The 22,560-nt window shown below is 38.0% G+C and carries 15 protein-coding genes and 1 tRNA gene; 3 read left to right on the plus strand and 13 right to left on the minus strand.

Annotated features, from left to right (window positions below):
• Nucleotides 1-1,749: 1,749 nt before the first annotated feature.
• Both DB42_RS06635 and DB42_RS06640 read right to left on the minus strand, forming a co-directional pair.
• On the minus strand, nt 1,750-2,010 hold the full coding sequence (locus DB42_RS06635; protein ID WP_044882276.1) for a hypothetical protein: 261 nt from the start codon (nt 2,008-2,010) through the stop codon (nt 1,750-1,752).
• 530 nt (nt 2,011-2,540) lie between these two features.
• Nucleotides 2,541-3,323: a class I SAM-dependent methyltransferase gene (locus tag DB42_RS06640; protein ID WP_044882277.1), complete on the minus strand. Its 783-nt coding sequence runs from the start codon at nt 3,321-3,323 to the stop codon at nt 2,541-2,543.
• Nucleotides 3,324-3,956: 633 nt separating this feature from the next.
• Between DB42_RS06640 and DB42_RS06645 the strand changes: the two genes are divergently transcribed.
• Nucleotides 3,957-4,367 carry an OsmC family protein gene (locus DB42_RS06645; RefSeq protein ID WP_044882278.1) on the plus strand — a complete coding sequence of 137 codons (411 nt, stop codon included), beginning with the start codon at nt 3,957-3,959 and terminating at the stop codon, nt 4,365-4,367.
• Between the two features lie 115 nt (nt 4,368-4,482).
• Nucleotides 4,483-6,222, plus strand: coding sequence for a hypothetical protein (locus tag DB42_RS06650; RefSeq protein WP_044882279.1), 1,740 nt, complete (start codon nt 4,483-4,485; stop codon nt 6,220-6,222).
• Between the two features lie 174 nt (nt 6,223-6,396).
• Here the strand turns inward: DB42_RS06650 and DB42_RS06655 are convergent, their stop codons facing one another.
• From DB42_RS06655 to DB42_RS06675, 5 genes are all read right to left on the minus strand, one after another.
• Nucleotides 6,397-7,947, minus strand: coding sequence for a DHA2 family efflux MFS transporter permease subunit (locus DB42_RS06655; protein ID WP_044882280.1), 1,551 nt, complete (start codon nt 7,945-7,947; stop codon nt 6,397-6,399).
• Nucleotides 7,948-7,949: 2 nt separating this feature from the next.
• The gene (locus DB42_RS06660; protein ID WP_052436039.1) at nt 7,950-9,242 is read right to left on the minus strand and encodes an HlyD family efflux transporter periplasmic adaptor subunit; all 1,293 of its coding nucleotides are present in this window, start codon (nt 9,240-9,242) and stop codon (nt 7,950-7,952) included.
• Nucleotides 9,229-10,734, minus strand: coding sequence for an efflux transporter outer membrane subunit (locus DB42_RS06665; protein WP_162180766.1), 1,506 nt, complete (start codon nt 10,732-10,734; stop codon nt 9,229-9,231). Before DB42_RS06665 ends, DB42_RS06660 begins: the two co-directional genes overlap by 14 nt.
• A 587-nt stretch (nt 10,735-11,321) precedes the next feature.
• The gene (locus DB42_RS06670) at nt 11,322-12,818 is read right to left on the minus strand and encodes a hypothetical protein (protein WP_044882282.1); all 1,497 of its coding nucleotides are present in this window, start codon (nt 12,816-12,818) and stop codon (nt 11,322-11,324) included.
• Between the two features lie 344 nt (nt 12,819-13,162).
• A complete protein-coding gene (locus DB42_RS06675; RefSeq protein ID WP_044882283.1) occupies nt 13,163-14,629 on the minus strand; it encodes a hypothetical protein in 1,467 nt (488 codons plus the stop codon).
• Between the two features lie 357 nt (nt 14,630-14,986).
• Between DB42_RS06675 and DB42_RS06680 the strand changes: the two genes are divergently transcribed.
• Nucleotides 14,987-15,877, plus strand: coding sequence for a Kdo hydroxylase family protein (locus DB42_RS06680; RefSeq protein ID WP_044882284.1), 891 nt, complete (start codon nt 14,987-14,989; stop codon nt 15,875-15,877).
• A gap of 316 nt (nt 15,878-16,193) precedes the next feature.
• On the opposite strand, the gene DB42_RS10515 is transcribed toward DB42_RS06680, so the two are convergent.
• From DB42_RS10515 to yidC, 6 genes are all read right to left on the minus strand, one after another.
• Nucleotides 16,194-16,775 (minus strand): iron-sulfur cluster assembly accessory protein, encoded by a 582-nt coding sequence (locus DB42_RS10515; protein ID WP_052436040.1) that lies wholly within the window; start codon nt 16,773-16,775, stop codon nt 16,194-16,196.
• A 16-nt stretch (nt 16,776-16,791) separates the two neighbouring features.
• Nucleotides 16,792-17,058 (minus strand): 2Fe-2S iron-sulfur cluster-binding protein, encoded by a 267-nt coding sequence (locus tag DB42_RS06690; protein ID WP_039384800.1) that lies wholly within the window; start codon nt 17,056-17,058, stop codon nt 16,792-16,794.
• Nucleotides 17,059-17,126: 68 nt separating this feature from the next.
• Complete coding sequence (lgt, locus tag DB42_RS06695; protein WP_044882317.1) at nt 17,127-18,023, minus strand: prolipoprotein diacylglyceryl transferase; 897 nt, start codon at nt 18,021-18,023, stop codon at nt 17,127-17,129.
• 56 nt (nt 18,024-18,079) lie between these two features.
• Nucleotides 18,080-18,154: transfer RNA gene (locus tag DB42_RS06700), tRNA-Pro, on the minus strand.
• 387 nt (nt 18,155-18,541) lie between these two features.
• A complete protein-coding gene (locus tag DB42_RS06705; RefSeq protein WP_044882285.1) occupies nt 18,542-19,915 on the minus strand; it encodes a DnaA/Hda family protein in 1,374 nt (457 codons plus the stop codon).
• A 76-nt stretch (nt 19,916-19,991) separates the two neighbouring features.
• On the minus strand, nt 19,992-22,508 hold the full coding sequence (gene yidC, locus DB42_RS06710) for a membrane protein insertase YidC (protein WP_044882286.1): 2,517 nt from the start codon (nt 22,506-22,508) through the stop codon (nt 19,992-19,994).
• Nucleotides 22,509-22,560: the final 52 nt, after the last annotated feature.

Genomic DNA, 22,560 nt, shown 5'->3' on the forward strand with positions numbered 1-22,560 from the left:
GAGCTGGTTTAGATTTAAGTAAAGCTGTATCAGCTGAGACAGCTGCCCGATTGTTTCAGGCAGACTGGTGAGCTGGTTGTGATTTAAGTAAAGCTTTTGCAGCTGAGACAGCTGCCCCATTTCTGCAGGCAGACTGGTAAGCTGGTTTTGATTTAAGTAAAGCCATTGCAGCTGAGACATTTGCCCGATTTCTGCAGGCAGACTGGTAAGCTGGTTTTGATCTAAGTAAAGCGTTTGCAGCTGAGACAATTGCCCGATTTCTGCAGGCAGGTTGGTGAGCTGGTTGTGATTTAATTCAAGCCATAGCAGCTGAGGCAGCTGCCCCATTTCTGCTGGCAGTCTGGTGAGCTGGTTTTGATTTAAGCAAAGGTGTCGCAGTCGAGACAGCTGCCCGATTTCTGCAGGCAGGCTGGTGAGCTGGTTTAGATATAAGTAAAGGTTTTGCAGCTGAGACAATTGCCCGATTTCTGTAGGCAGGTTGGTGAGCTTGTTTTGGCCTAAATCAAGCCTTTGCAGTTGAGACAGATGACCAATTTCTGCGGGCAGGCTGGTGAGCTTGTTCTTGCTTAAATCAAGCCTTTGCAATTGAGACAGCTGCCCGATTTCTGCGGGCAGGCTGGTGAGCTTGTTCTGGTTTAAATCAAGCCTTTGCAGCTGAGACAGCTGCCCGATTTCTGCTGGCAGACTGGTGAGCTGGTTGCGGCTTAAATCAAGCCTTTGCAGCTGAGATAACTGGCTTATTTCTGCAGGCAGACTGGTGAGCTGGTTGCTGCTTAAATCAAGCCTTTGCAGCTGAGATAACTGGCTTATTTCTGGGGGTAAATAAGTCAAGCCTATTACAAATAAACCTAGAGCCGTGATGCTCTTACAATTTTTTTCAATCCAATCTCTAAGAAGCGCCCCCTGTTTTTCTAAAGGTAAATACTTAATTTCTTCTCGGCTCAAGTATTCTTTCCCGCTAGGAAGTTTTTTCCAAAGCAAAAGGCGATTAATATTTAAGAGATAAGAAGAGTAATTAGCCAGGGTATAACACCTTTTTTCCTGGGTTTTCCATTTAAATTCTAGCTCCGCAGGAGCAAGGGATTTAGCTAGAGTAAAGGCCTCCTTGAAGATTGCCTTAGCTTTTTCTCCTTCAGAAAGCCTATCATCCAGCTTATAAATCCTATCTAAAATAAAAGCCTGCTTGTTAATATCCCCTTGGGAAACATGTACTTTACCTATTTGTTTATAAAGAGAAGGCATCACTTCAGAAGCCAGCAGATGATGCCATCTTTTACAGACGCTAAATAAGGAAGGAGCTGCGCAAGCTTCTAAGATAGGGAGTAGCAATTCATTAGGCAAGCTTTCAATAGATGCCGAAGAGATAGGATGCATTTTATTTCCTTGGGTAGTGATGAACTTTTCAGCATTTTTATTTTTTAAAGGCAATATAAAAAAGTTAAAAAAGCAAGTCAAGCCAATTCGTATCCTTATCACCAGAGGGGTATCCGCTAACTTGTTAAGCAAAGAGCAAGCTACTATGCCTTATAGGCGATAGCTAGATATAGAAGGTTTTTGATCAGCTTTGAGCCGACCAGACGTAGTATGCTTTTGATTTGCTATAACTTGAGTTTCTATAATCTGTATATATTTAAGTTTTTTTACAAACTTATCTAATTGGCATTTTCAGCATCGTTTGGACATGAAAATTCATGTTGCATGAGGTTAATAAAGGCTTTGGCTTCTTTTGCATTGCCCTTAAGGTAAGGCTTAGCTAAAGTATGGATAGGCCGCTTGGCTGAGGATCACTACCCATCTTTGTTCAACGCCTGCATAGCAAGAGGTAGTCTTAAAAGCTCGATAGCCTTCTACTATCCTTACAGTTTTGTCGTAAGGCGCTTCAAATATGAATTCTTTTACCTCTTTGATTTGCAGGGGCACACGCGTGGCAAATAAGCCTTGTTCTCTTTTAAAGACTTTTAAGATAGTTGGCGTATAGAGAGCACTCTCTCCTACTATATAGTCCAACATGATTTAAAGCATTTTCGCCTTGAAGTAAGATTCTAGGAGCTTTTTTTTAATGCTATATTTTCTTTACAAGTAAATCTATTATAAAGCTCTTAATTTCTTGCAAAGTTTACTATGAAACTAAACAGGCTAGATAGCCAACAAGACCGCTTTTTTAAATTCCGCCTTAGCGGCGAACTCAATCAAAATCATCCTCTTATTTAAGCTATCTTAAGTTGATTGAATGGAAGCAGTTCGAAGAAGAATTTGATAAGTTGTTTGTAGAAAAATAGGCCAACCAGCTAAGCCTGTAAGGTTAGTTGTAGGGCTCCTTCTATCTTGTAACACATGTGCTGGCTTAAAGTTTAGGTATAATTGAAGCAGCCTTAGAGTGCTTTCTTATCCGATAACTCGCGTTAAGCTAGGTAGCATTTTAGATCTTTTCCTAAAGGTAAAGTAGCTTTCTTAAGCAAAAGCTTCCATGCAGCTTTTCTTTTTTACAAACTTGGGTAATAAAGTAGAAACACGTGGCATCCCTTTATAGGGAAAGCCTTTTATTTCTGAGCACATAAAGTCATAAAAAGGGGGAATTCTTGGCGACTACGATTTTCCATTTTAGCATTTGCCCCTTTGCTAATCTTATTAGAGCACCACTCTTCCATGTCGTATACACTAAAACCGGCTTCTCTTAACCAATGAAAATAGTTACAAAGAGGGAAATGATAAGAGGTGAGTTGAGCAGATTGTTGTCCTTTACTAGGATGGGCACAGATAGGAATTTCTAGAGGGGACATATATCTATCTACGCGACGGTACTGAAGCTTTTTGTCCTTATCTATCTGCCAGGAAGTCTGGCGAGGAAGCCGAAAATAAGGGTGATTAAGAACCATTATTAACACTCCTTGCTTTTCCAAGTGTTTATAAGCATTGTGGAACACTTGCAAAGGAGATGAAATATTCTGCAAAGCTAAAATAATGGTAGCATGGGTAAATTTCTTGTCATCTAAAGAAAGATTTTTTGTAGCATCTGCTACCCGGTAATGGTGCTGAAGGTTAGTATCCAATTTTTTGGCTTCTTTGATCAAAGTAGGGGAAAGATCTATGCCCATATAGTTTGTATGGGTAGGAAGATGGCGGGCTAATACCCCTGATCCGCAAGCAATATCTAATACGGCAGGAGAGGAGCAAGCTTGAAGGTTTAACAAACGCAACAGATTTGGAATAATAATTTGCTGGTGATAGTAATGACCTACTTCGCCGACAAGGTTTTTATACCATTGGCTGGCAGGCTCCCATGAGGCAGCTTTTGGATGGGGTAATTTGGTAGGTGTTTTCATAAAAAAATCAACTCTCTAGGATTAAGTAAACATAAATCTTAAGGATAACTTCTTATTTTTCTTCATAAGGCGGGCAATAGGAAGTTAACTTGTTATGCGAAGAGTTTACAAGGTAACAGATTTTACTTTCTACAGATATGATGAACAAGCAGCTTGATAGAGCAGTGCAAAAATAGTCTCTTGGGATCAAGGAAAAGTTTATGAGGAAAATTATCTTTATAAAGGGTGGAAACACTAGCAGAAAATTTATCTAAAAGGTAAGAAAACTTTTAACGCCCCCCATCTAACACTATTGTTTGCTTATATGGCAATTATTAACCGTTTTTAATAGAGTCCCTCTTTTTAATCTTTACGAAAGAGAAAAAATTAAAGTCAAAGGAATGAGCTTTAAGAGCAAGCAGGAGACCGAGATAGCGAGGGATAAGAAAATTTAAGATTTATCCTGTTCGCTAGATAGAAAAATCATTTTATTAAAATTTAAATAAGAAAGAATTAATCAACTATTTGAATAGGTCTTACCTTTCTTATTTGATGGCCTATTTGAAAGAAACTAAGAGGAAAAATAGTGAAAAATGTTATAAGAAAGCAAGCTAGGAAGATACCAAGTTAATGAATGTTTATTAGAGGATATTTATGGTTAAAGTGACTGTTTTATATACGGGTAAGCTTCACTGTCAAGTAATTCGTGAGGATCCACGAGCTATACTGGAGACAGATGCTCCTTTAGATAGTGGAGGAACAGGTGTATCATTCTCTCCTACAGATTTGATGGCAAGTGCTTTAGCAACTTGCATAGCGACAACTATAGCTTTATACGCGCAGAGAAAAAACTGGAATGTAACTGGGATGCGACTGGAAGTAGAAAAGAGCATGGCTACTCAACCTATCCGTCGCATTGGAAAAATTATAATCAAGATAGGGATTCCTCAGGATTTTTCTCTTGAACAAAAGCAAGCTTTAGAAAGGATAGCTGCAGGTTGTCCTGTCCATCATAGCTTACATCCGGAGGTAAAAGTAGAGCTTATTTTTTGCTGGGATAATTAGAACTTTATAAAGGATGGCTGTAAAAATTTATAATTTTTTTAGCCTCTCTGAGGTTTTGTGATAGGCTAAAAGTGGTAAATAAAATATAGAAAAGGATCTCTTATGGAGAAAATAAATGCTTGATAGTCTGAACCCTTTTGAAGATCCTTTTTTGATCCGAAAACTAAATCCTCTTCTAATTGAATCGCTACATAGTTATTGGATAGCCTTAAAAGAGGCAAAAGTTTCTGCTGAAGAAAAGTTACAAGTAGAGGATGCCTTATATAATTTGGTAGGCTTTACTTTTCTTCACCTATTTCAACCCCTTTATCTCCAACATCCTCCTAAAATTGCTGGGTCAGTTTTTTTACTTTCTGCCGTGCATTCTGATGGAATAGGGGATTATGTAACCTTATTTAAATGTGCTAAAATTTTAAAAGAACATCACCCTGCTTTAGAGGTTTATCTTGCTTATACGCATAAGCAATCTTTGCCTTCCATCGATCCTTATCCTTATCATATAAAAAAGGAAAATATTTATGCTTTTCAAGAAACCGAGGAAGCTTGCAGCGTTATCTTAGAACCTATTTTAGAGGGAAAGAAAATTTTTTTATGTGAAGCGCAGCTAGATCAATTACTACTCGAGCATAATAGACTTTTAGCTGAGTATGAAACTTTGCAAGAAACACATCCTCAGGCAGCTGTAGCCATTCAAGAGCTTTCTGATGAAGTGCAGCGATCTATTCAATCTTACTATTATTATCAGCAAAAAAAAGCAGAAGCGGAAAAGCTTTATCTTTTAATGAAAAAAAGCTTAGCTATTGTTCACATCGCTTTGGCCTTGAATACTTTTGATAATCCTGAGTTAGCTTCAAAATCTCTTTATTTTGCGGAAGCGGGAAATTTCCAAGGGATAGCCAACTACCTTCAACGGCATTGGTTTAGCATAGGATTAAATGCATTTGAAGAGGGGATTTTCCTTAATAATCACCATATAACCTCTCATTGGAGCTGTACAGCTTTATGCCAGTATTTATGGCAAGTTGATCAGCCCCATGCTGAGCATCTTAAAAATTATTTAATGGATTATGCTATAGAAGTAGCCTACTTGCCTCATTCTTCTGCTCATAGAGAAATTTTTATTGAGATGATGTGTCGACGCCATCTGCAGGATAGCCGCCATCTTACTATTATTCTTCCTCAGCAGAAAAAAGAACAGTTTCTTCACTTTAGCGATAGTTGGATGCTTGCTTATGGATTTTCTAAAATCCTTGTAGTCGATTTTGTACCTTCTGTCAGAGAAACAGTATTAAATCAAATTAATTTGGCGACAGGAAAAACTTTACGACTAGTTTGCGTTCTTCCTTTACCAGCTTCAGATTTTACTAAACTAATTAATCTGAGTGGAGAAATTGTAGGCTGTACAGGCGACGGCTCATTGAGTGATTGCATTCAGTCAGGCAAAATTCCTTTTTATGAAGTGCGTCGGCATAAAACAGGAACGCTAGAGGCTTTTATACGGTTAGCGCAAAAATTAATGCTGCCGGAAGTTTTAAAGTATTGCGAGCTCTTAAAGCAATTTGCCGATTGGCCCGTTCCTTCCTTTCTAGAAAAATTTGAAGCATTACTTCAGGATAGCTCTTTTAGAATGCAGTGGGATAAGTTAGTGGAGTTTATTAAGCGTTATTATTGCTTAGAAGATTCCTATCTTGCTCTTATCAATCGCTTTTTGTGGATGTCTCTATCTAAGGAAGTTAAAGAAAAAGAAGAAAGCCTTATACACAGCTATTCCGAGGGAGCAATCAGCGCTGAAAGTGCTTATCTAAGTTTAAAGGAAATATTAAAGAGCCAACGAACTAAAATTGTGGAAAGTTAAGGAGTAGTTAGCTTTATTTCTAACATTTACAAGTGCAATATACAGAGGATAACATCGAGCTTGTAGACATCCCTCTGTCGCTCATTAGCAAGAGGTAGTTTATAGCAGGCGCTCAGCAGGCTTCTTTATTAGGATAAGGTTAAATAAAGTTTGATTAGAGCCAACCATCTTGCTTTAATGAGCAGTCGTAGTAGAGGATTTACTATTAGACATCTTAACTTTTTTACACAAAAAAATTAAAGGAATCATAGCTAAAAAGCCCCAAGCTGCTAGCCAAGCTAAATCATTGGTAGAGAGCATATAGCCTTGTTGCTCAATCAGCTTTTCTAAAAGTTGATTAGAAACGTCGGATGTAAAAGAAGGATGATAATTTTCTAGAGTTTCATAGAATTTTTCTGTAGAAGAGTTGAAAATTGTTAAAGTTTCTGTAAGGCGAGCACGATGAAAGGTTTTAAGGCGAGTCCATAACTCAATAGACAAAGATGTCCCAAATCCACTCCCGACAAGAATACGGATAAAATTATAAAGACCCGAGGCGCTTGCATAGCGGTTTTTGGGGATACTACCTAAAGAGAGTTGTACAAGAGGTAAAAAGAAAATAGCTACCCCCAATCCTTGGAGGAAACGGGCAAGCATAATTGCTTGCAAGCTAATAGCCGTAGTAAAATGAGCTTGGTAAAAAAAACTTAAAGCAAAAAACAGAAAACTTAACGACGAAATAAAGCGAAGATCAAAGCGGTTCATATATTTTCCTACACTAGTAGAGAGTAGAAAAGGGATAATCCCTACAGGAGCTACCGCCAAACCTGCCCAAAAAGGGGTATAGCCTTGTTCTGTTTGCAGCCAAAGAGGAAGGGTCACAGTACTACCAAAATAAAATAAAAAGCCAATCGTAGTTGCAAGGCAGCCAAAAGCAAAATTGATATTTCTAAAAAAAGAAAGATCGACTACAGGATAAGGTTGATAATAAGTCCATATAATAAAATAGCTTAAGGCGATGATAGAAGCAATTGCGAGTGCGAGAATAGTGTTAGATTTAAACCAATCCAAATCCTTGCCTTTATCTAACATAATCTGTAAGCATCCTACTCCTAGCGATAACAAAGCAATCCCAATCCAATCGATGGGATTTCTTACCACTTGGCTGTCTTTATCTTTAAGTAAATACCAGGTTACACTGGCAGAAAATAAACCAATAGGAACATTCATATAAAATATCCATGGCCAACTATAAAAATCGGTCAAGTAACCACCTAGAATAGGTCCTAAAATTGGAGCTACAATAACAATCATTCCCCAAAAACCTAAAGCGTTCCCCTGCTTTTCCGGAGGATGATTAGCTAATAATAAAGTTTGGGATAAGGGAATTAACGAGCCCGCCACAGCGCCTTGCAATACACGAAAAAAAACTAGCATGCTAAGAGATGAAGAAAATCCACAAAAGAATGAGGTAATGGTAAATAGAGCGATAGACCAGCAAAAAAGGCGTACTCGGCCAAAATAATCAGATAACCAACCGGTAAGGGGAAGAATGATAGCATTGCTAGCAGAAAATGAAGTGATCACCCAGGTGCCTTCCTCAGTACTTACATTCAAATTGCCAGCAATATAGGGAATGGCTACATTTGCAATCGAAGTATCTAGCACTTGAATAAATGTTCCTAAGCCTAGTGCCACATTAAGTAAAGTAAGCCTATATCCTTGTTCGTATTGTTCATTCTTCATCGCTAATCATCTTTTTTCTTTAAGTTTGCTTGAATTACTTCGTCGATTACATGATCGATGGGTTCTAAATGAACATTAAACACTGTAGTAGCAGCTAGAGGGCGGCCTGGAGAGGTGCTGGCAAGCATAGGTAAATCTTGATTGCTAATATCTACTTTAACTTTAGCAGAAATTCCTAAGCGCAAAGGATATTTTTTCATTTGCTCAGGCTCAACGCTTATACGTACAGGTAGGCGTTGAACAATCTTGATCCAATTTCCTGTTGCATTTTGAGGAGGGATTAAAGAGAAATTACTGCCGCTACCTGAAGCTATGCCCACGACTTTTCCTACATATTCTATCTTTGAACCATACATATCAAAATTGATCGTAGCCGGTTGGCCAATACGCATAAATTTTAATTGAGTTTCTTTAAAGTTTGCTTCTACCCAATAATCATTCTGGGAAATGATAGCCATAAGAGGCGTTTGCGGCCGTACGGATTGTCCTACGTTAACGGTACGTTGAGCTACATAACCTGTGGCGGGTGCATAAATGCGGCAATGCTGTAAATCATAATAGCTTTTACGGACTTGAGATTTGGCTTCAATAAGCAGAGGATGGCATTCTAAAGATGTATTTCCGACGGCTGCTATAGCAGCCGCTAGCTCTGCCTCAGCAATTTGGTGAGTAGCTTTCGCTATAGATAAGTCGGCTTTAGAATGAGTATATTCTTCTTTAGAGATAGCTTGCATTTCTACAAGGTGCGAGCGATTTTCATAGTCATAATTTGCTTTTGACAAAGCAATCTTGCGTGCTTCTAGGGTCGATTGACTTGCTTTTACTTTCTCATAAAGCTGACGTACTTTTAAGACTGTGGAAGCCAAGGAGGCCAGAGAGTGCTCGTATTTGAGTAAATATTCTGTTTGGTCGAGTTGTACTAAAAGTTGGCCTTCGGTCACAAAATCCGTATCATCCACGTAATAAGCAATTACAGAACCGGTGATAGAGGGATTAATGTTAATCATATTCCCACTCGCGTAAGCATCATCTGTAGTTTCGTAACCTTGAAGATATAGCACATAGAGTAAACCCCAGCTTAGGCTTGCTAAGACCAAGATTAATGTAAATCCCCAAAGCTTTCTATTTCTCTTGATAGTATTAGAGGGAGATAAAGGGGAAGATGAGGGCTCTTGGCTATCTAGATTATCAGGGTTAGGCGATTTTTCAGAGGATTTATTAGTCTTCTGCGGCCGTGCTACTGAATCTTTTATTGTATCTTCTATCATCCTGGACGTTTCTTCATTGGCTTTCATTCTCGTATCCACCCCCTAATGCACTGATTAAGCTTGTAAATCGAATGTAATAATTTTCTAAGGCTACTAGCTTTTTATTCTCTTGAGAGGTTTTGTCAAACTCGGCGTCTAATACATCTAAGTAAGAAGCTAGATAATGTTTAAATTTTTCTTTAATAAGTAGTGAGTTTTCTTCTGATAGCTTGGTGATTTGTACAGAATCTTGCATTTCTTCAAAAGCATATTTTAACTCCGCTATGCTATCTAACACAGCTTGGACTGCTGTGAGAATAGATTGATTATACTGTTCGATGGCAATGTAATATTCTTCATGCGCTGTGCCTAAATTAGCTTGAAGGAGTCCTCCTTCAAAAATGGGCAAGTTAATGGCGGGGCTTGCTTGCCCATAAATACTTCTCCATTTAAAAAGGTCATGAGGGTGAAGAGTTTGATAGCCAAAAAGCCCCATTATGTTAAAGCTTGGATAGTAAGCCGCTCGTGCGACTTTAATTTTTTTTGCCGCTTCTTCTACTCGCCAGACGCTTGCTGTCACATCAGGCCTATGCGCTAAAAGGTTAAAGGGTAGATTTGTAGGTAGCGAAAAGAGAAAGAGGTCTTGATTTTCAATCGCGATTGCTTCTATGGGCTCACAGAAATCTCCTGCTATTAAGGCTTGCAGTTGATTTTTATAGGCTTTAATTTTAAGTTGAACTTGCTTGAGTAGCAATTGTGCTTCTAAATGATATGTTTGAGCCTTTTTTAGAACACATTGGTTATCAATATCATTTTTAACGCGTTTTTCTACCAATTGGAGGTACTCAGCGCGATTATGAAGTTTCTTTAAAGCCAATATTTTTTGCGCATAGCAAACCTGCAAACGGAAATAAGTTTGGGCTATAGAAGTACTTAATATGACGGAGGAAAAAGCTGCATCTGCTTTGCTAGCTAAAATTTCGCCTACAGCAGCTTTAAAGCTATTTAAATTTTGCTGCCATATATCGAGCTGGTAATGGGCGTCTAAATTAATTTCTGTCTGCGTAAAAATAAAGCCCCCGGAACGAGTAGGGGAAGCTGGAGGGGTAGTAAAAGTTGAGGCTGGGGGGGAGGATGAAGCTATAGATGCAATTGTACCTGTTTTACTTGTGCGCGACCGAGCTATATCGGTTTCAAGTTCTAGCGTAGGCCATAAAGCAGAACCTGCTGCTCGAGCAGCATAATTGGCTATTTTTACACGAGCTTGAGCAATTTTAATACCTGGATTATCAGATAACGCCTTGCTTATAAGCTTATCGAGTTGGCTATCGCCAAACATTAACCACCAGTGGGCCTGGGGCCATTCACCCGGAGTAAATGGCCCTTCATTAATTGTTGAGAGGAGCGATTCTTCTAAAGCTCTAGTAGGAAACTCATAAATATTGGGTTGGCGTTGTTTTAAACAGCTCGTAAAATTGATTGTGATAAGGGATAAGAAAGCTAAGATAGAAATTAAGGAAGGTATCTTATATTTTTTCATTGGCCTAGCAAGCATGATATAGGTGCCTAATTTTTCAAAACTTCTTTATTTACGTTTTTACTGAAATAAATTCTAGATATTTATTCCTACTTAAGCAGATTAAAAGATAGATTTTGTCCTTCAGGAGATTTTTTTGATTACTCACGCACGACAAGAAAAAAGCTCCCTTCTCTTAATTACTGATTAAAAAATTTTCAAAATTTACTTTGAGGGCGAAGAAGATTCAATGAAAATTTCTCTTTAAAGAAAAAGTGTAACGAAGGGTTAACCTACAGGGAGGGCTTATTATCAAGGATCACTTTTAATCTGCTGCTCGTGATTGATTGTCAGAGTAGTTCAGGGGAGCTTTTCTTTTCTTCTGGAAAGCAGGATTGCTTCTTTGCAAAAAGCTAAGCTAGCAATAATAGTTGAGACGATGTTTCATTGCCTGCGGCTATTATTGGGCGCTTTAAAAATAGATAAAAAGGCAACGATTAGCTAAGTGCTGACTCTGTTTGATTAATTATTGGAAAAAAGTTTTTTTGTTTTAAAAGTGGCAGCTATGTATTTTTAGCTAATGATGACAGAAGAAAATCTGATGTAGTTCATTAATAAAGATCATCTCCAAAGTTTTTAATAACGTCGGTACATTTAGTAAAAAAATTAATTAAATTTTCATTTTTTTCAATTTCTGTAAGAGCTTCTTGGCAGGCTTCTTGGTGGAGATTATTAAAATTTTGCAGTAACAAAGGCCCGTGATAAAGGGCTCCAGCTAAGTTTACAATATCTTTAAATAGCCCTTCAATAAGTTTGAGGCGCTCTTCCGTTAAAGGATGCGCATAAAGGTCGTAATTTCCTGTTTTCAAAAGCTTGTTAATTAATATATCCTCTTCTTGAACGGAAAGCTGAGCAATCCTTTGCCTAGCACTGGTAATGAGCTGATTCCTTTTATTAAAAACTTGTAAGGAAGGGGAGTTAAATTTAGCAGGGCATATAATCTGGCTAATGATTTCTTGAAATTGAGCATAATTAGCGACTTGGCTTGTGGCCAAAAGGCTTGCCAAAATTTCACGCCCCTCAATTAAAGCTTTTTTTTCATCTAATGTTTGACTTAACGTACAAACTAAATCTGGATTTTCATAAATATTTTTATAAGCAAGCTTAATCACATATTTAAGGTCGTTTTGATAAGCAGCATCCTTTTCATCTGCAATTAAACTGTTAGAAATAAAAGAAGCACTTTCATCTTCAGGAATATTCGTTAAAATAGGTGAATGTTTTAAGACCAGTTTCTGAGTGATTTCCTGCAGATAAGAAGTTTGGTAAGCATTCAAAAGAAGACACAATAGATAATGATAGTATTCACCATTTAACTGACGCTCAGGAGTGTAATATCGTAAAAATGTAGAAGGAAAAGCATCAGTTGAAAGAGGGTAGTGGGTAGATAATTTACGTGCTGCACCATACACTGCATAATCCCTTGCTGCCCCTTTAGTGATATCATCAAGCAGCGAAGGAGTGTAGTCAATAAGAAAACGTAAAGCACGGACTTCAGCGTAAGAAAATAGGCTAGTAGGAGTTATTTTTATTTTAGATAGCTTAGTCTTGCTGCCAAAAGGAAGTACCGATAGCATGGCAAAGATAGGAAGACCATCATTTAAAAAAGCATTATAGCTATGGTATTTGGAGAATGACATATTGATTATTTGTAAAAACTGCTCCACAACAATAGCGCTTATGTTTAGTGTATAAGCAAAACTTTTAAGAGTGATTTTTTGTATAGAGGAGTTGCTGTCTTTCCTAAAATTTTGTATGGAAAAGGCAAGAACAGAAAAAAATAGGGCTGAGATTAGCTCAACACTAGCAAAAACAGTGTTTAAAAGATAAGCACCGGTAAGAATTCCTTTAATAATGCCTCTTTTTAAAGCCCCTTGATCATTTATTGCATCCAGATGTTGCAAGGCTTGGGTTCCAAGGTTGCTGATTACATAATGGAGACGGTGGCATAAAGGCCTTGGATGCAACATATCCTTTTGACTAGAATCGGCTTGCACAATCTGGTGCATTGAAGGAGCCGTAGAGTTAATACCACCTAATTTATTCATAAGGTCCCAATATGATTAAAGCTGTGCCTTAATACTATCCGATTTATTAGTAATAAAGATAGTACAATTATTTGCTTAAAATAAATTTTTTATTGATAAAAAGAAAGGCTGTGAAAGGAAAAAAATCCAGCCTTTTAAAGGATACTCGCAATTAGAAACAAAAAAGAAAAAAGTTAATTTACCTGCAAGGATGTTTATCTCAATGAAAGCTTTTAACTTTTTTTGGAAGCTAAAATTATATGCTAACAAAGCATGAGGGGTTAAATAAGCTGCTGGCCTATATAAAAAGATGACACTGGGTAGAAGCCAAAAAGTCTATAAAAAAGTCTAAGGATATGGAAAAGCTAGGGAGCATTCTCCTGTGTCCTCTCTTGAATCTCTTGAATGGCTTTTTGACAAGCTTGAACGAATAAGTTTTCAGCTCCGAAAGCTCTGTATACATCGCCTTGGTTTAAAATATTTATATCTACAAAAGTTCTAGATAGTAAATTACCTTGGTGTAGCTCTCCTGATAAGGTGCCAATCTCATTAAAAAGCTGTTGTACAAATTTGGCACGCTTTTTGGAAAGACCCTGTTTTTCTATATCATAAGAGCCTAATTGTAGTAATTTTTTCATAAGAATTGCTTGTTCTTCAGAAGAAAGTTGATCTAGGCAATTTTTAGCATGAGCAAGACGTTGGTACCTTGCATTATACGGCTTTAAGTCTACGGCTCTAAATTGAAGGGGACATACGATTTCAGCACGGAGCTCTTGTAATTGAGCGTAATTGGCAAGTTGCAGGTTAATATTATAAAGCGTTTCTAGCAGCTCTCGGCCATCTTCTCTTGCTTTTACTTTATCCTTTTCTTTACTAAGTAAGCAAACTAACTCCTCATTATCATATAACTCTATAAAAGCAGCCTTGATAAGGTATAAGATGTGTGTCTGATATTTTATATCCTTTGCATGAGTATTCACATTATAGCGATAAATATGAGGAGTATGTTGATATCCCTCTAATAAGCTTACTTGCATTAGATAGCTTCCGACTAAATTTAGTAAGCGTAAGCGATAATGGATATCACGTAGGCTTTCAAAATTCAAACGATTCAACATATCAATACAGTCAGGATTTTGGCGTAAAAATATCTCTAAAGTAATGTTATCGTAGAGATTATTCCTAATGCTGGAAGAAAAATCTCTTGCTAACCCTCGTGAAATGTCTTGCAAAGCTGCAGGAGCTATCTCCAGAGCTATTCGAATAGCTTTTACCACAGAGGGTGCTAAGCTACCATCAGTAGGTAATCTACCAGCTTGACGATCAAAAGTATGCCCTATTAATTGAGGAATAAGTGCAGAAATGCCATGGATAGCGTGGCTAGCAGCTGCATTGAGACTGTGATATTTTGAGAAAAAGCCTTGCTTTAGGCAGGTCACTTGAAGGTCAGTGATCAAAGCTGAATTTAGGGAGTGAGCGCATAGCTTAAGAGTAATTTTTTGAAAAAGAGGCGAGCGGGCATTTAAAAGTATATGGCCAGCAAGGGCTATAGCCGCTAAAGCTGCCGTTACCAATCCTTCAATTATGGCCATCGGCGTATTTAATAGATAGCCTGTAGCTACAAAACTTTTACTCAAAACAACGATAATTTTTCCATGCCAGCGTCTACTATTAGCGTGTTGCTGCATGGCTGTGCCCACATAGGTGATTCCGCGACACATCTGATGCGACAAAGGCTTGGGGTGAAGAACGTTTTTATTAGAGGCCTCCGGATACCTCAGTTGTCTTAAAACTAGGTTTATGTCAGCTGCATTGATTGCTTGAAAATTCATAAACCCTCTCCTTATAGACTTTTGTAAGGGCTGCTTTAATAGAATTCACATTAATCCTCTACTTTAAAGAAAAGATAAAGATAAGAAATATGTATGGACTTTTAATCCCATTTGAGGTTTATCTTGCTTAATAAATTGATAGTATTACCCTGCCATTGATGTTTGGGCATACACACCATAAGCAATATTTAAAGCCATTTATATGAAAAAAAATACAAAAAATAAGGAATGGAATCCTTTACATTCCCAATAGATCTGCCTACATTTTAGCCTTTAGCTATAAAAGCCAAAAATAGATTAGCAAATATAATCTGTCTTCTTTAACATCCTTTTTATTCTTATTCATGGAGTGCCAATATGCAAGAAGTTATAAAAACATTTGATATTACATCTTTTGAAAATCCGTTATCTGAAGAAATAAAAAAGGATGCTATTCAAACTTTAGAGCAAGGCAAAGTAGTCTATTTTCCTCATCTAACTTTTAACTTACACGAAGATGAATTACAATTTCTTTCTCCTCAGGTTGTAGCTCCTAAATCAAAGAACATCAGCTATGATGTGATAAGAGATCGATTAGGTGGAACAATTTGTAGAGGAGAGGAAGAGCAGAAGTTAAAAAATATGATGCAGCGCTATGCTCTGCAAAGTCGCCTCTTTATTGAAAAGCTATTTCCCCATTATAAAGGGCATTTAAATCAAGCGCGTACAAGTTTTCGTCCTGCAGAAATAGCAGGAAGATCTAGTTCCTGGCGTAAAGATGATACTCTGCTCCATGTCGATGCTTTTCCTTCTTCACCTGTAAAGGGAAAACGAATCATGCGTTTTTTTTCAAATATTAATCCAGCTCAACAACCTAGGGTTTGGAAATTAGGGGAGCCTTTTTCTGAAGCAGTGCAAAAATTTGGAGTAAAATTAAAAAAGCCGTTCCCTGGGCTAGCCTGGTTGTTAAAAGCAGTAGGTATTACTAAAGACTATCGCACCCTCTATGATCATTATATGATGAGTTTGCATGATTTAATGAAGGGAGATAAAGAGTATCAAAAAAATGCTAAACAGCAAGAAGTGCTGTTTCCACCTGGGAGCAGCTGGATAGTTTATACAGATCAAGCTTCCCATGCGGCTCTTTCGGGCCAATATGTCATGGAGCAAACCTTCTACCTTCCTGTAGAAAGTTTACAGAACCCAGAAACTTCGCCCTTACGTGTATTAGAACGTTTCTATGGACAAGAATTAATTGAAAGCAGCTAAAGTATAAACCTCTGCGCGGGCCTATTAAGTAGGAAAATAAGTAGGCCCCTAACAAGTCAAGGGCCTCTTTTATCATTATTTAACTCGTATGCTTTCTAAATTTTTCAATTTAAAAAATTTTTAAGAAAGCAAGTCGAAAATAAGTGTGCATAAAAAGCTTCAGTCAAACTTATAATGTTAATATGTTAAACTTTTTCTTACTACCTTGTGGGATTTGCAATAAAAAAGCTTAGATAACATCAAAATCTAATCGAAATTATTGGAAAGGAACAATGATAGATTACTGCCTAAATTAAGCTAGAATAAACATTAGCCCCTAGTAATTATGAGAGGAGCCGCAGCCACAGGATGAACGTGCATTGGGATTACTAATTTTAAAACCCGCTCCCTGGAGTCCATCCACATAATCAATTTCTGAACCTAAAAGCCGAGGCACTATAGCTTTTTTTACGTGAATTTCGATGGCATGGGAAACAAATGTCTCATCATCTTCAGCAGCTTTTTCAGAGAAGTCCAATACATATTCAAAACCACTGCAGCCTGCCATTTTCTCTTCGAATCTAATGCCCCAGCCTGGTTTGCCCTCTTCGGCTAAAATCTCTAAGTATTTTTTGGCAGCGCGTTCAGTGATGGTAATGGTAGATAAATCCGCTTCTTCTTGTAAAAGGTTGTTAAGTCTTTCTACTAGCGTACTAATTTGGTCCTCATTCATTCCGTGGCCTAGCATGCCAGCCTCTAGGGTTTCCCAGGTAGCTGCATGACATCCTACGCAATGAAGTCCTGCACGCGTAATTTCTTGCGCTAATTTTTGCGCTTTAAAGGGAAAAAGAGATAAAATTTGCTCAATAGTCATCTGACGATGGATGATGGTATTTTCTTGATTTTGTGTGCTTGTCATGCTCTTAACCTTTTCATTAAAATGATATTTTTACATTGCCTTTTTTGATGCGACACTGACAGGCAAGTCGCTCATCGCAAGTGCCTTCTCCAAGAAAATCTTCTTCTTCTTGTGTAGGGGAGGAGAGATTTTCTTTTCCCTCTTTAACAAGGATAACACAGGTTCCGCATACACCCTCGGTACAGGCGAAAGGCACTCCTGCTTCTTCACAAACTTCAGCAATTGGTGAATCATCAGGCAATTCGATTTCCTCGCCATTATGATCAAATATTAACTTGGCCACTTTTAAAGACTCCGCTATATGATTACAGGAATCATTATAAGCATATATCTAATAAAGAACAATGCCAATTAAATATTCTCGTTTTCTCGTGTAAATGCTCTGTAGACTTTGTTAGTATAAATAATTAAAAATAAACCGCTGAGGATAAAAGGCAAGCTTAAATATTGGCCCATTTGCATTTTTGATTCGTCAATAACAGCACTTTGCGAACTTTTAAAAAATTCTAAAAAAAATCGAGTGGAAAAAAGCAATATAAGAAACAACCCGGTCATAAAGCCAGATTTCTTGCGCACGAGAGCTCTTTGCCAAATTAAAAAGAGGAGAGCAAAGATAATTAGATAAGCAAAGGCTTCATAAAGTTGGACTGGATGACGAGGCAGAGGAAGGCTATGATCGGCAGGATTTCCAAATATTACCGCCCAGGGCGCTTGGGAAGGTGTCCCTAGTATTTCCTGATTGAAAAAATTGCCTACACGAATACAAGCGCCAGCTAAAGCTGCAGGCACGGCTATCATATCTGCAATTGTTAAGAAAGTTAATTTAGGAAATTTTTTACGGATAGATAAGCGGTAAATAGCTAGGGCTAATAAAATGCCAACAGCACCTCCATGGCTGGCTAGACCTCCTTCCCAAACTTTTAAAATATCTATAGGGTAATGCTGATAATAAGGCCAATCATAAAAAAAAACGTGGCCCAAACGAGCGCCAATAATGATACCCGTAACTACGTACCATGTAAGACGATCAGTTAAGGCTAAGGCTATGGGGGATATATCTTTACTATTTTTTTGAGGGCAACAGCGTTCCAACAACATAGTTCGCATAAGATGAAGAACGATGGAATAACTTAATATAAGGCCCAATACAAAAAAAAGGCCATACCAGGCAATCGGCCTGTTAACAAGAGGAAGAGTGAAAATATCTTTAGAGGGATTCCAGTATAGCCAGGCGATTAATAGGTGCATATAAAAAGCCATTAGAAGTCAAAGGCTCCTATGTCAAGGCATAGGAGCCTTTTTGATCGGAGTAGAGGGATTCGAACCCCCGACCTACTGCTCCCAAAGCAGCCGCGCTAGCCAAGCTGCGCTATACTCCGAAGAAAAGACGAATTATAAGCAGGAGGGTCTTTTCCAGCAAGCAATTTCTAAGGGGCTTAGTGATATTTCTACCTAAAAACTCAAAGTAACCGTTGATAGGCAGGTTTAGCTAAAAAAGTTAGTTGGAGAGAATGTAATACAACTTGGGTATCCCCCAAGTTATGCTTGGACCTATTTAAAAGATGTATCTTCTCTAATCTTGAATGCTTGGGAACCTAATTGAGTGGGCCTTCTTAACAACCTCTTGAAGAGAATTTTTTTAATAGACATATTATTTAGATGGTCATAGATCTCTTTAAATTAATGAGACCCTGTGAAAGAGCTTATATGAAATCATTACAGGTAGAAGTCATTGGTTAAGAAACACTTTCTGCTACAGTTATGCTTCAGCTTTTAGGCTCATTAAAATCAATTTTTTTCTGAATGGATTGATAGGCGCTAATAATATCTTTATCATTCATCTCCATGCCTTTTTTTATCAGACGTACACTAGACATCACTGTGGAATGGTCTTTAGAAAAGATATCGCCAATTTTTGTAAAAGGCATTTGCAGGGTCTGCCGACAGAGATACATTGCCAATTGTCGAGGAAAAACACAATCTCGGCTTTGCGCTTTTCCCAAAATATCTTCTGCTTTAATGCCAAATATTTCTGCGATACTTTTAATTATTTTGTCGGGGGTGAGTACATATTGTTTTTCTTCAATCAGTAGATCACTTAAAATCTGTTTAGCGATAGGAACAGTTATACCTACGGTGGAGTGCTTTGCCATTTGCTCATTGAGATGCGAGCGTAAAACTAAAGCTTCTAGAGCACGAATCAGCGCTTTACTACTGCTAGGAAAATTATCTAATAGAAACTCAATAATTTTAGCATGAAGAGGAAAGTTAAAGAATTGGGCTTTCTTACGAATGGCAAGAGCTAATTCTTCTTTGGACAGGGGAAATAAATTAAGGACAACTCCCCATTCAAAGCGGCTAACCAGGCGTGGTTCAATGTAGGTAAGTTCTGCAGGCGAGCAGTTTGCACTTAAGATAATCTGTTTATTATCCAGGTGAAGAGTATTAAAGGTATGAAAAAATTCTTCCTGAGTGGCCCCTTTTTTAGAAAATTCTTGGACCCCATCTATGATGAGGACATCACTATTACGATAAGCTTGACGAAAAATACTCATCTCTCCTACACGAATGGCTGAGACTACATGTTCAGTAAAGGTTTCGGCTCGAGAGTAAAGAACATGAAGCCCTTGACTACGCAGAGCTTGAGCAGTAGCCATCAGTAAATGCGTTTTGCCAGCTCCTGAGCTACCGTGGATAAAAATAGGATTAAATGTACCTAGTTCTTTAGATGGGCCAGAATGAGCCAAGCTAAGTAATAATTTCTCTACTAATATATTTTTTTCTGAAGAAACATAATGTTCAAATGTACAGTAAGGATCTAATTCATCAAAACATAAAGCGAAGGGGGCGTGACTGGATAAAGCTGCACTTTTTAATGAAGAGCTTTTTGCTTTACGAGGTAAGCTGTTTGCAACACTTAAGTGAACTTTTATTTTTTTATTGTTGTTGTTAACAAATTTGGTGAGGATCTTTTGACGCATATGTTCTTCAAACCATAGGGCTTGAAAAGAATCTTTAGCTTCCAGATATAAATTAGCCGCATCAAAACGGATAATTCTTAAGGATTTCAGCCATTTATGGACGGTTTCACTGCCTAGTTCAATTTCCTGTAAGGCGAGAAATTCATTCCATGCGTGCATTTCGATTGTCCCAGCTATGGTTTAATCTCGTGCGAGAGGACTCGCACGATTGTTGAAAAGGGTTAGGCCATCCTTTTTATTTTTTAACAATTTTTTGGCCGACTTCTATAACTTGGGGACGTAAGGCTTTTTTTTGAAGCTGCCTTGAAGTCCACCATTGCTGTAAAATACCTAGTAGCATAGAGGATAGCCAATAAAGATTGAGCCCAGAAGGAAAATTATAAAACATCACGGCAAATACTCCGGTCATGATTGTACTCATCGAGCGTTGCTGCCTTTGCTGCTCTGTCATCTGGCTAGGATCTTTAGGGCCTGTAGTCATATAGCGTTGTTGGATGAACATCACTCCGCCTAAAAGAATAGGAAGTAAGTGAAATTGATTTCCAATAAAAAAGAGAGGGGTATTCCAACTAAATAGCACATCAGGGGCTGTTAAATTATCAATCCATCCCGGAATAAAGCTAGCTCCCCGTAATTCAAAAGTGGATTTCAATAAATCGAACATTCCAATAAGAAATGGCATCTGTATCAGTAAAGGAAAGCAACCTGATATGGGGTTAACTCCTCGCTCTCTATATAAAGACATAATTTCCAGCTGAGCTTTCTTAGGATCTTTTTTATACTTTTCTTGAACAGCCGTTACTTCAGGAGCAATTTGCTGCATACGTAACATGGATTTTGTAGACCATGCATTTAAGGGATACATCATCAGCCGTAATGCTATAGTTAATAAAATAATTGAAAATGCCCATGAGCTTGTGAGGCGATAAAAGAATTTCATCAAAATAAACAAAAACTTAGCAAATGGTTCAGAGATAAAGGCAAACCATCCATGAAAAGTTTGAGAGGCAATGTAGTCAGGATTGTATCCTGTTGTGGAATCACTATACATGGCATCTACTTTTTTCAAAATACTATCAGCGAACGGGCCGCTGAAGATACGGAAGTTCATAGAGCCTCCGTCACTAGCAAGGGGTAGTAGTGCCATGTATCCGGGCATGTTAGCTGCTTTAAAACGATTATACTGCTGGTCCAAATGAACCAAACGTGAAGGGGCTATTGTTCCTGGAACCTGCTGTACTCGGTACCCTGCATCAATTTTAGATAAAGGATCAAGGATTATGCCAAAAAAGCCATTGGAATCCACAATCCAATCTACATACACAGAACTTACCGTGAAGGCATCTTTAGGCAGGTCAATATTTTCTACCGAGGATTTATGGTTACGAGTAATTCTATATTTTAAAGCAGGTGCTGGACTTCCAGATATCCATTCCACCTCAGGAACTCCTGAGGTTAACCATAAGCCGCGACTGTCTCCTTTTATCTCAATTGTTAAGTCAAAAGTATAGGGGGCTGTTTGCTCATCGTTTCTTAAAGTATAAGTTTTCGTTATTTTTCGATGCGATTGGCTAGCCTCAAATACAATTGTATGGCTATCAAATTTTTTCACTTCATAGATAAGCTCTGCAAATTCAGGATATTCTGAAACAATATTAGTGGCATAAAAGCGTGGTGGTAGACGTGTAGGTTTTTTCTGCCCTTTTATTACTAAATCGCGTCTTAAAAGCGGATAATATCCGCCTAATGATCCTTTTTGATGCAAGGCTCCGTCAGGAGTATAATAAGCATGGGCAGGAAAATGAGCATTAGAAGGATGGTTTTTAACCATGTCACGATCATATTCAATTTCTTTTACCACACTGGCCGGATTGTTAGCGCTTTGAAAAGGAAGATTAATTTCTACAATGGAACCCCCAAGGTTAGAAAAAACAAGCTGCTGGTAGGCATTTTCTAACACAAAAAACTTTTCCTCTGCCTTTTGCAGCGAGGGGGACGCTCGTTTAGCTTTAGGCATTGAAATAATATTTTCGGTGCCCATAAATTCATTCATTAACTTAAGACTACCGTTTTCTTGCTCATAAATTCCTACGGGTAGATACCCCGAAGCGGTATTTAATAAAGCAATAGCATTGGAAGGAAGGTAATTTCTGATTTGATTCTCATAGTCTTGCTTCTTCTGCTTTAGCAGGGCTAATTTGACTAGGGGAATAGATAGCTGCCCATCTTTATATTCTCCCCATATGATTTTTGGAGCAGCCATTTTAGGGTTAATCTTTCCACTAGCTTCTACAATTTGTAAATCAAATGAACCAAAATCCGGAAGCTCGCTTACTTGCAATTTAATTCCATTTTCTGCTGCATAAATTACAGGCTGTTCGATAGAGCCTTCTTTAAAAAGAAGTTTAAATGCGCGTGGCTTGCTATCTTCTAAAAGTTTTCTGCTATACACAATTTGAGGAAGGTGTTCGTCCCATGCAAGGGCCATCACCACATTATTAATCTCCACACCCGTAGTGAGAAAATTGGTGGCGTTCTCATCAGCATACAAATTAATTAAGGGGAGGTTGCTAGGGTTTTCGGTCTTCTGGCTAATCTCTTTATCTAACTGTTGCTCGATCTGTAGAGCTTTAGCTTTTTGCTGGGCTGTCCATTCCTTTAGGTTTTCTTGATTTTTCCCCTCGAAGTACCAATTAACAGCAAATAAGGTCAAGGCTAGACACAAAACAAATAGCGCGGTTCGCTTATCCATAAGTAGACTTTTTTGTTGAAGTTTAAAGATAAATTAAGAACATTAGCATACA

This window comes from Neochlamydia sp. EPS4, from assembly GCF_000813665.1.
GTDB lineage: Bacteria > Chlamydiota > Chlamydiia > Chlamydiales > Parachlamydiaceae > Neochlamydia.

Excerpts from the sequence above, each read along its gene's own strand:
- DB42_RS06635 (WP_044882276.1), bottom strand. The coding sequence starts at position 2,010 with ATGTTGGACTATATAGTAGGAGAGAGTGCTCTCTATACGCCAACTATC.
- DB42_RS06640 (WP_044882277.1), bottom strand. The coding sequence starts at position 3,323 with ATGAAAACACCTACCAAATTACCCCATCCAAAAGCTGCCTCATGGGAG.
- DB42_RS06645 (WP_044882278.1), top strand. The coding sequence starts at position 3,957 with ATGGTTAAAGTGACTGTTTTATATACGGGTAAGCTTCACTGTCAAGTA.
- DB42_RS06650 (WP_044882279.1), top strand. The coding sequence starts at position 4,483 with ATGCTTGATAGTCTGAACCCTTTTGAAGATCCTTTTTTGATCCGAAAA.
- DB42_RS06655 (WP_044882280.1), bottom strand. The coding sequence starts at position 7,947 with ATGAAGAATGAACAATACGAACAAGGATATAGGCTTACTTTACTTAAT.
- DB42_RS06660 (WP_052436039.1), bottom strand. The coding sequence starts at position 9,242 with ATGAAAGCCAATGAAGAAACGTCCAGGATGATAGAAGATACAATAAAA.
- DB42_RS06665 (WP_162180766.1), bottom strand. The coding sequence starts at position 10,734 with ATGAAAAAATATAAGATACCTTCCTTAATTTCTATCTTAGCTTTCTTA.
- DB42_RS06670 (WP_044882282.1), bottom strand. The coding sequence starts at position 12,818 with ATGAATAAATTAGGTGGTATTAACTCTACGGCTCCTTCAATGCACCAG.
- DB42_RS06675 (WP_044882283.1), bottom strand. The coding sequence starts at position 14,629 with ATGAATTTTCAAGCAATCAATGCAGCTGACATAAACCTAGTTTTAAGA.
- DB42_RS06680 (WP_044882284.1), top strand. The coding sequence starts at position 14,987 with ATGCAAGAAGTTATAAAAACATTTGATATTACATCTTTTGAAAATCCG.
- DB42_RS10515 (WP_052436040.1), bottom strand. The coding sequence starts at position 16,775 with ATGACAAGCACACAAAATCAAGAAAATACCATCATCCATCGTCAGATG.
- lgt (WP_044882317.1), bottom strand. The coding sequence starts at position 18,023 with ATGCACCTATTAATCGCCTGGCTATACTGGAATCCCTCTAAAGATATT.
- DB42_RS06705 (WP_044882285.1), bottom strand. The coding sequence starts at position 19,915 with ATGCACGCATGGAATGAATTTCTCGCCTTACAGGAAATTGAACTAGGC.
- yidC (WP_044882286.1), bottom strand. The coding sequence starts at position 22,508 with ATGGATAAGCGAACCGCGCTATTTGTTTTGTGTCTAGCCTTGACCTTA.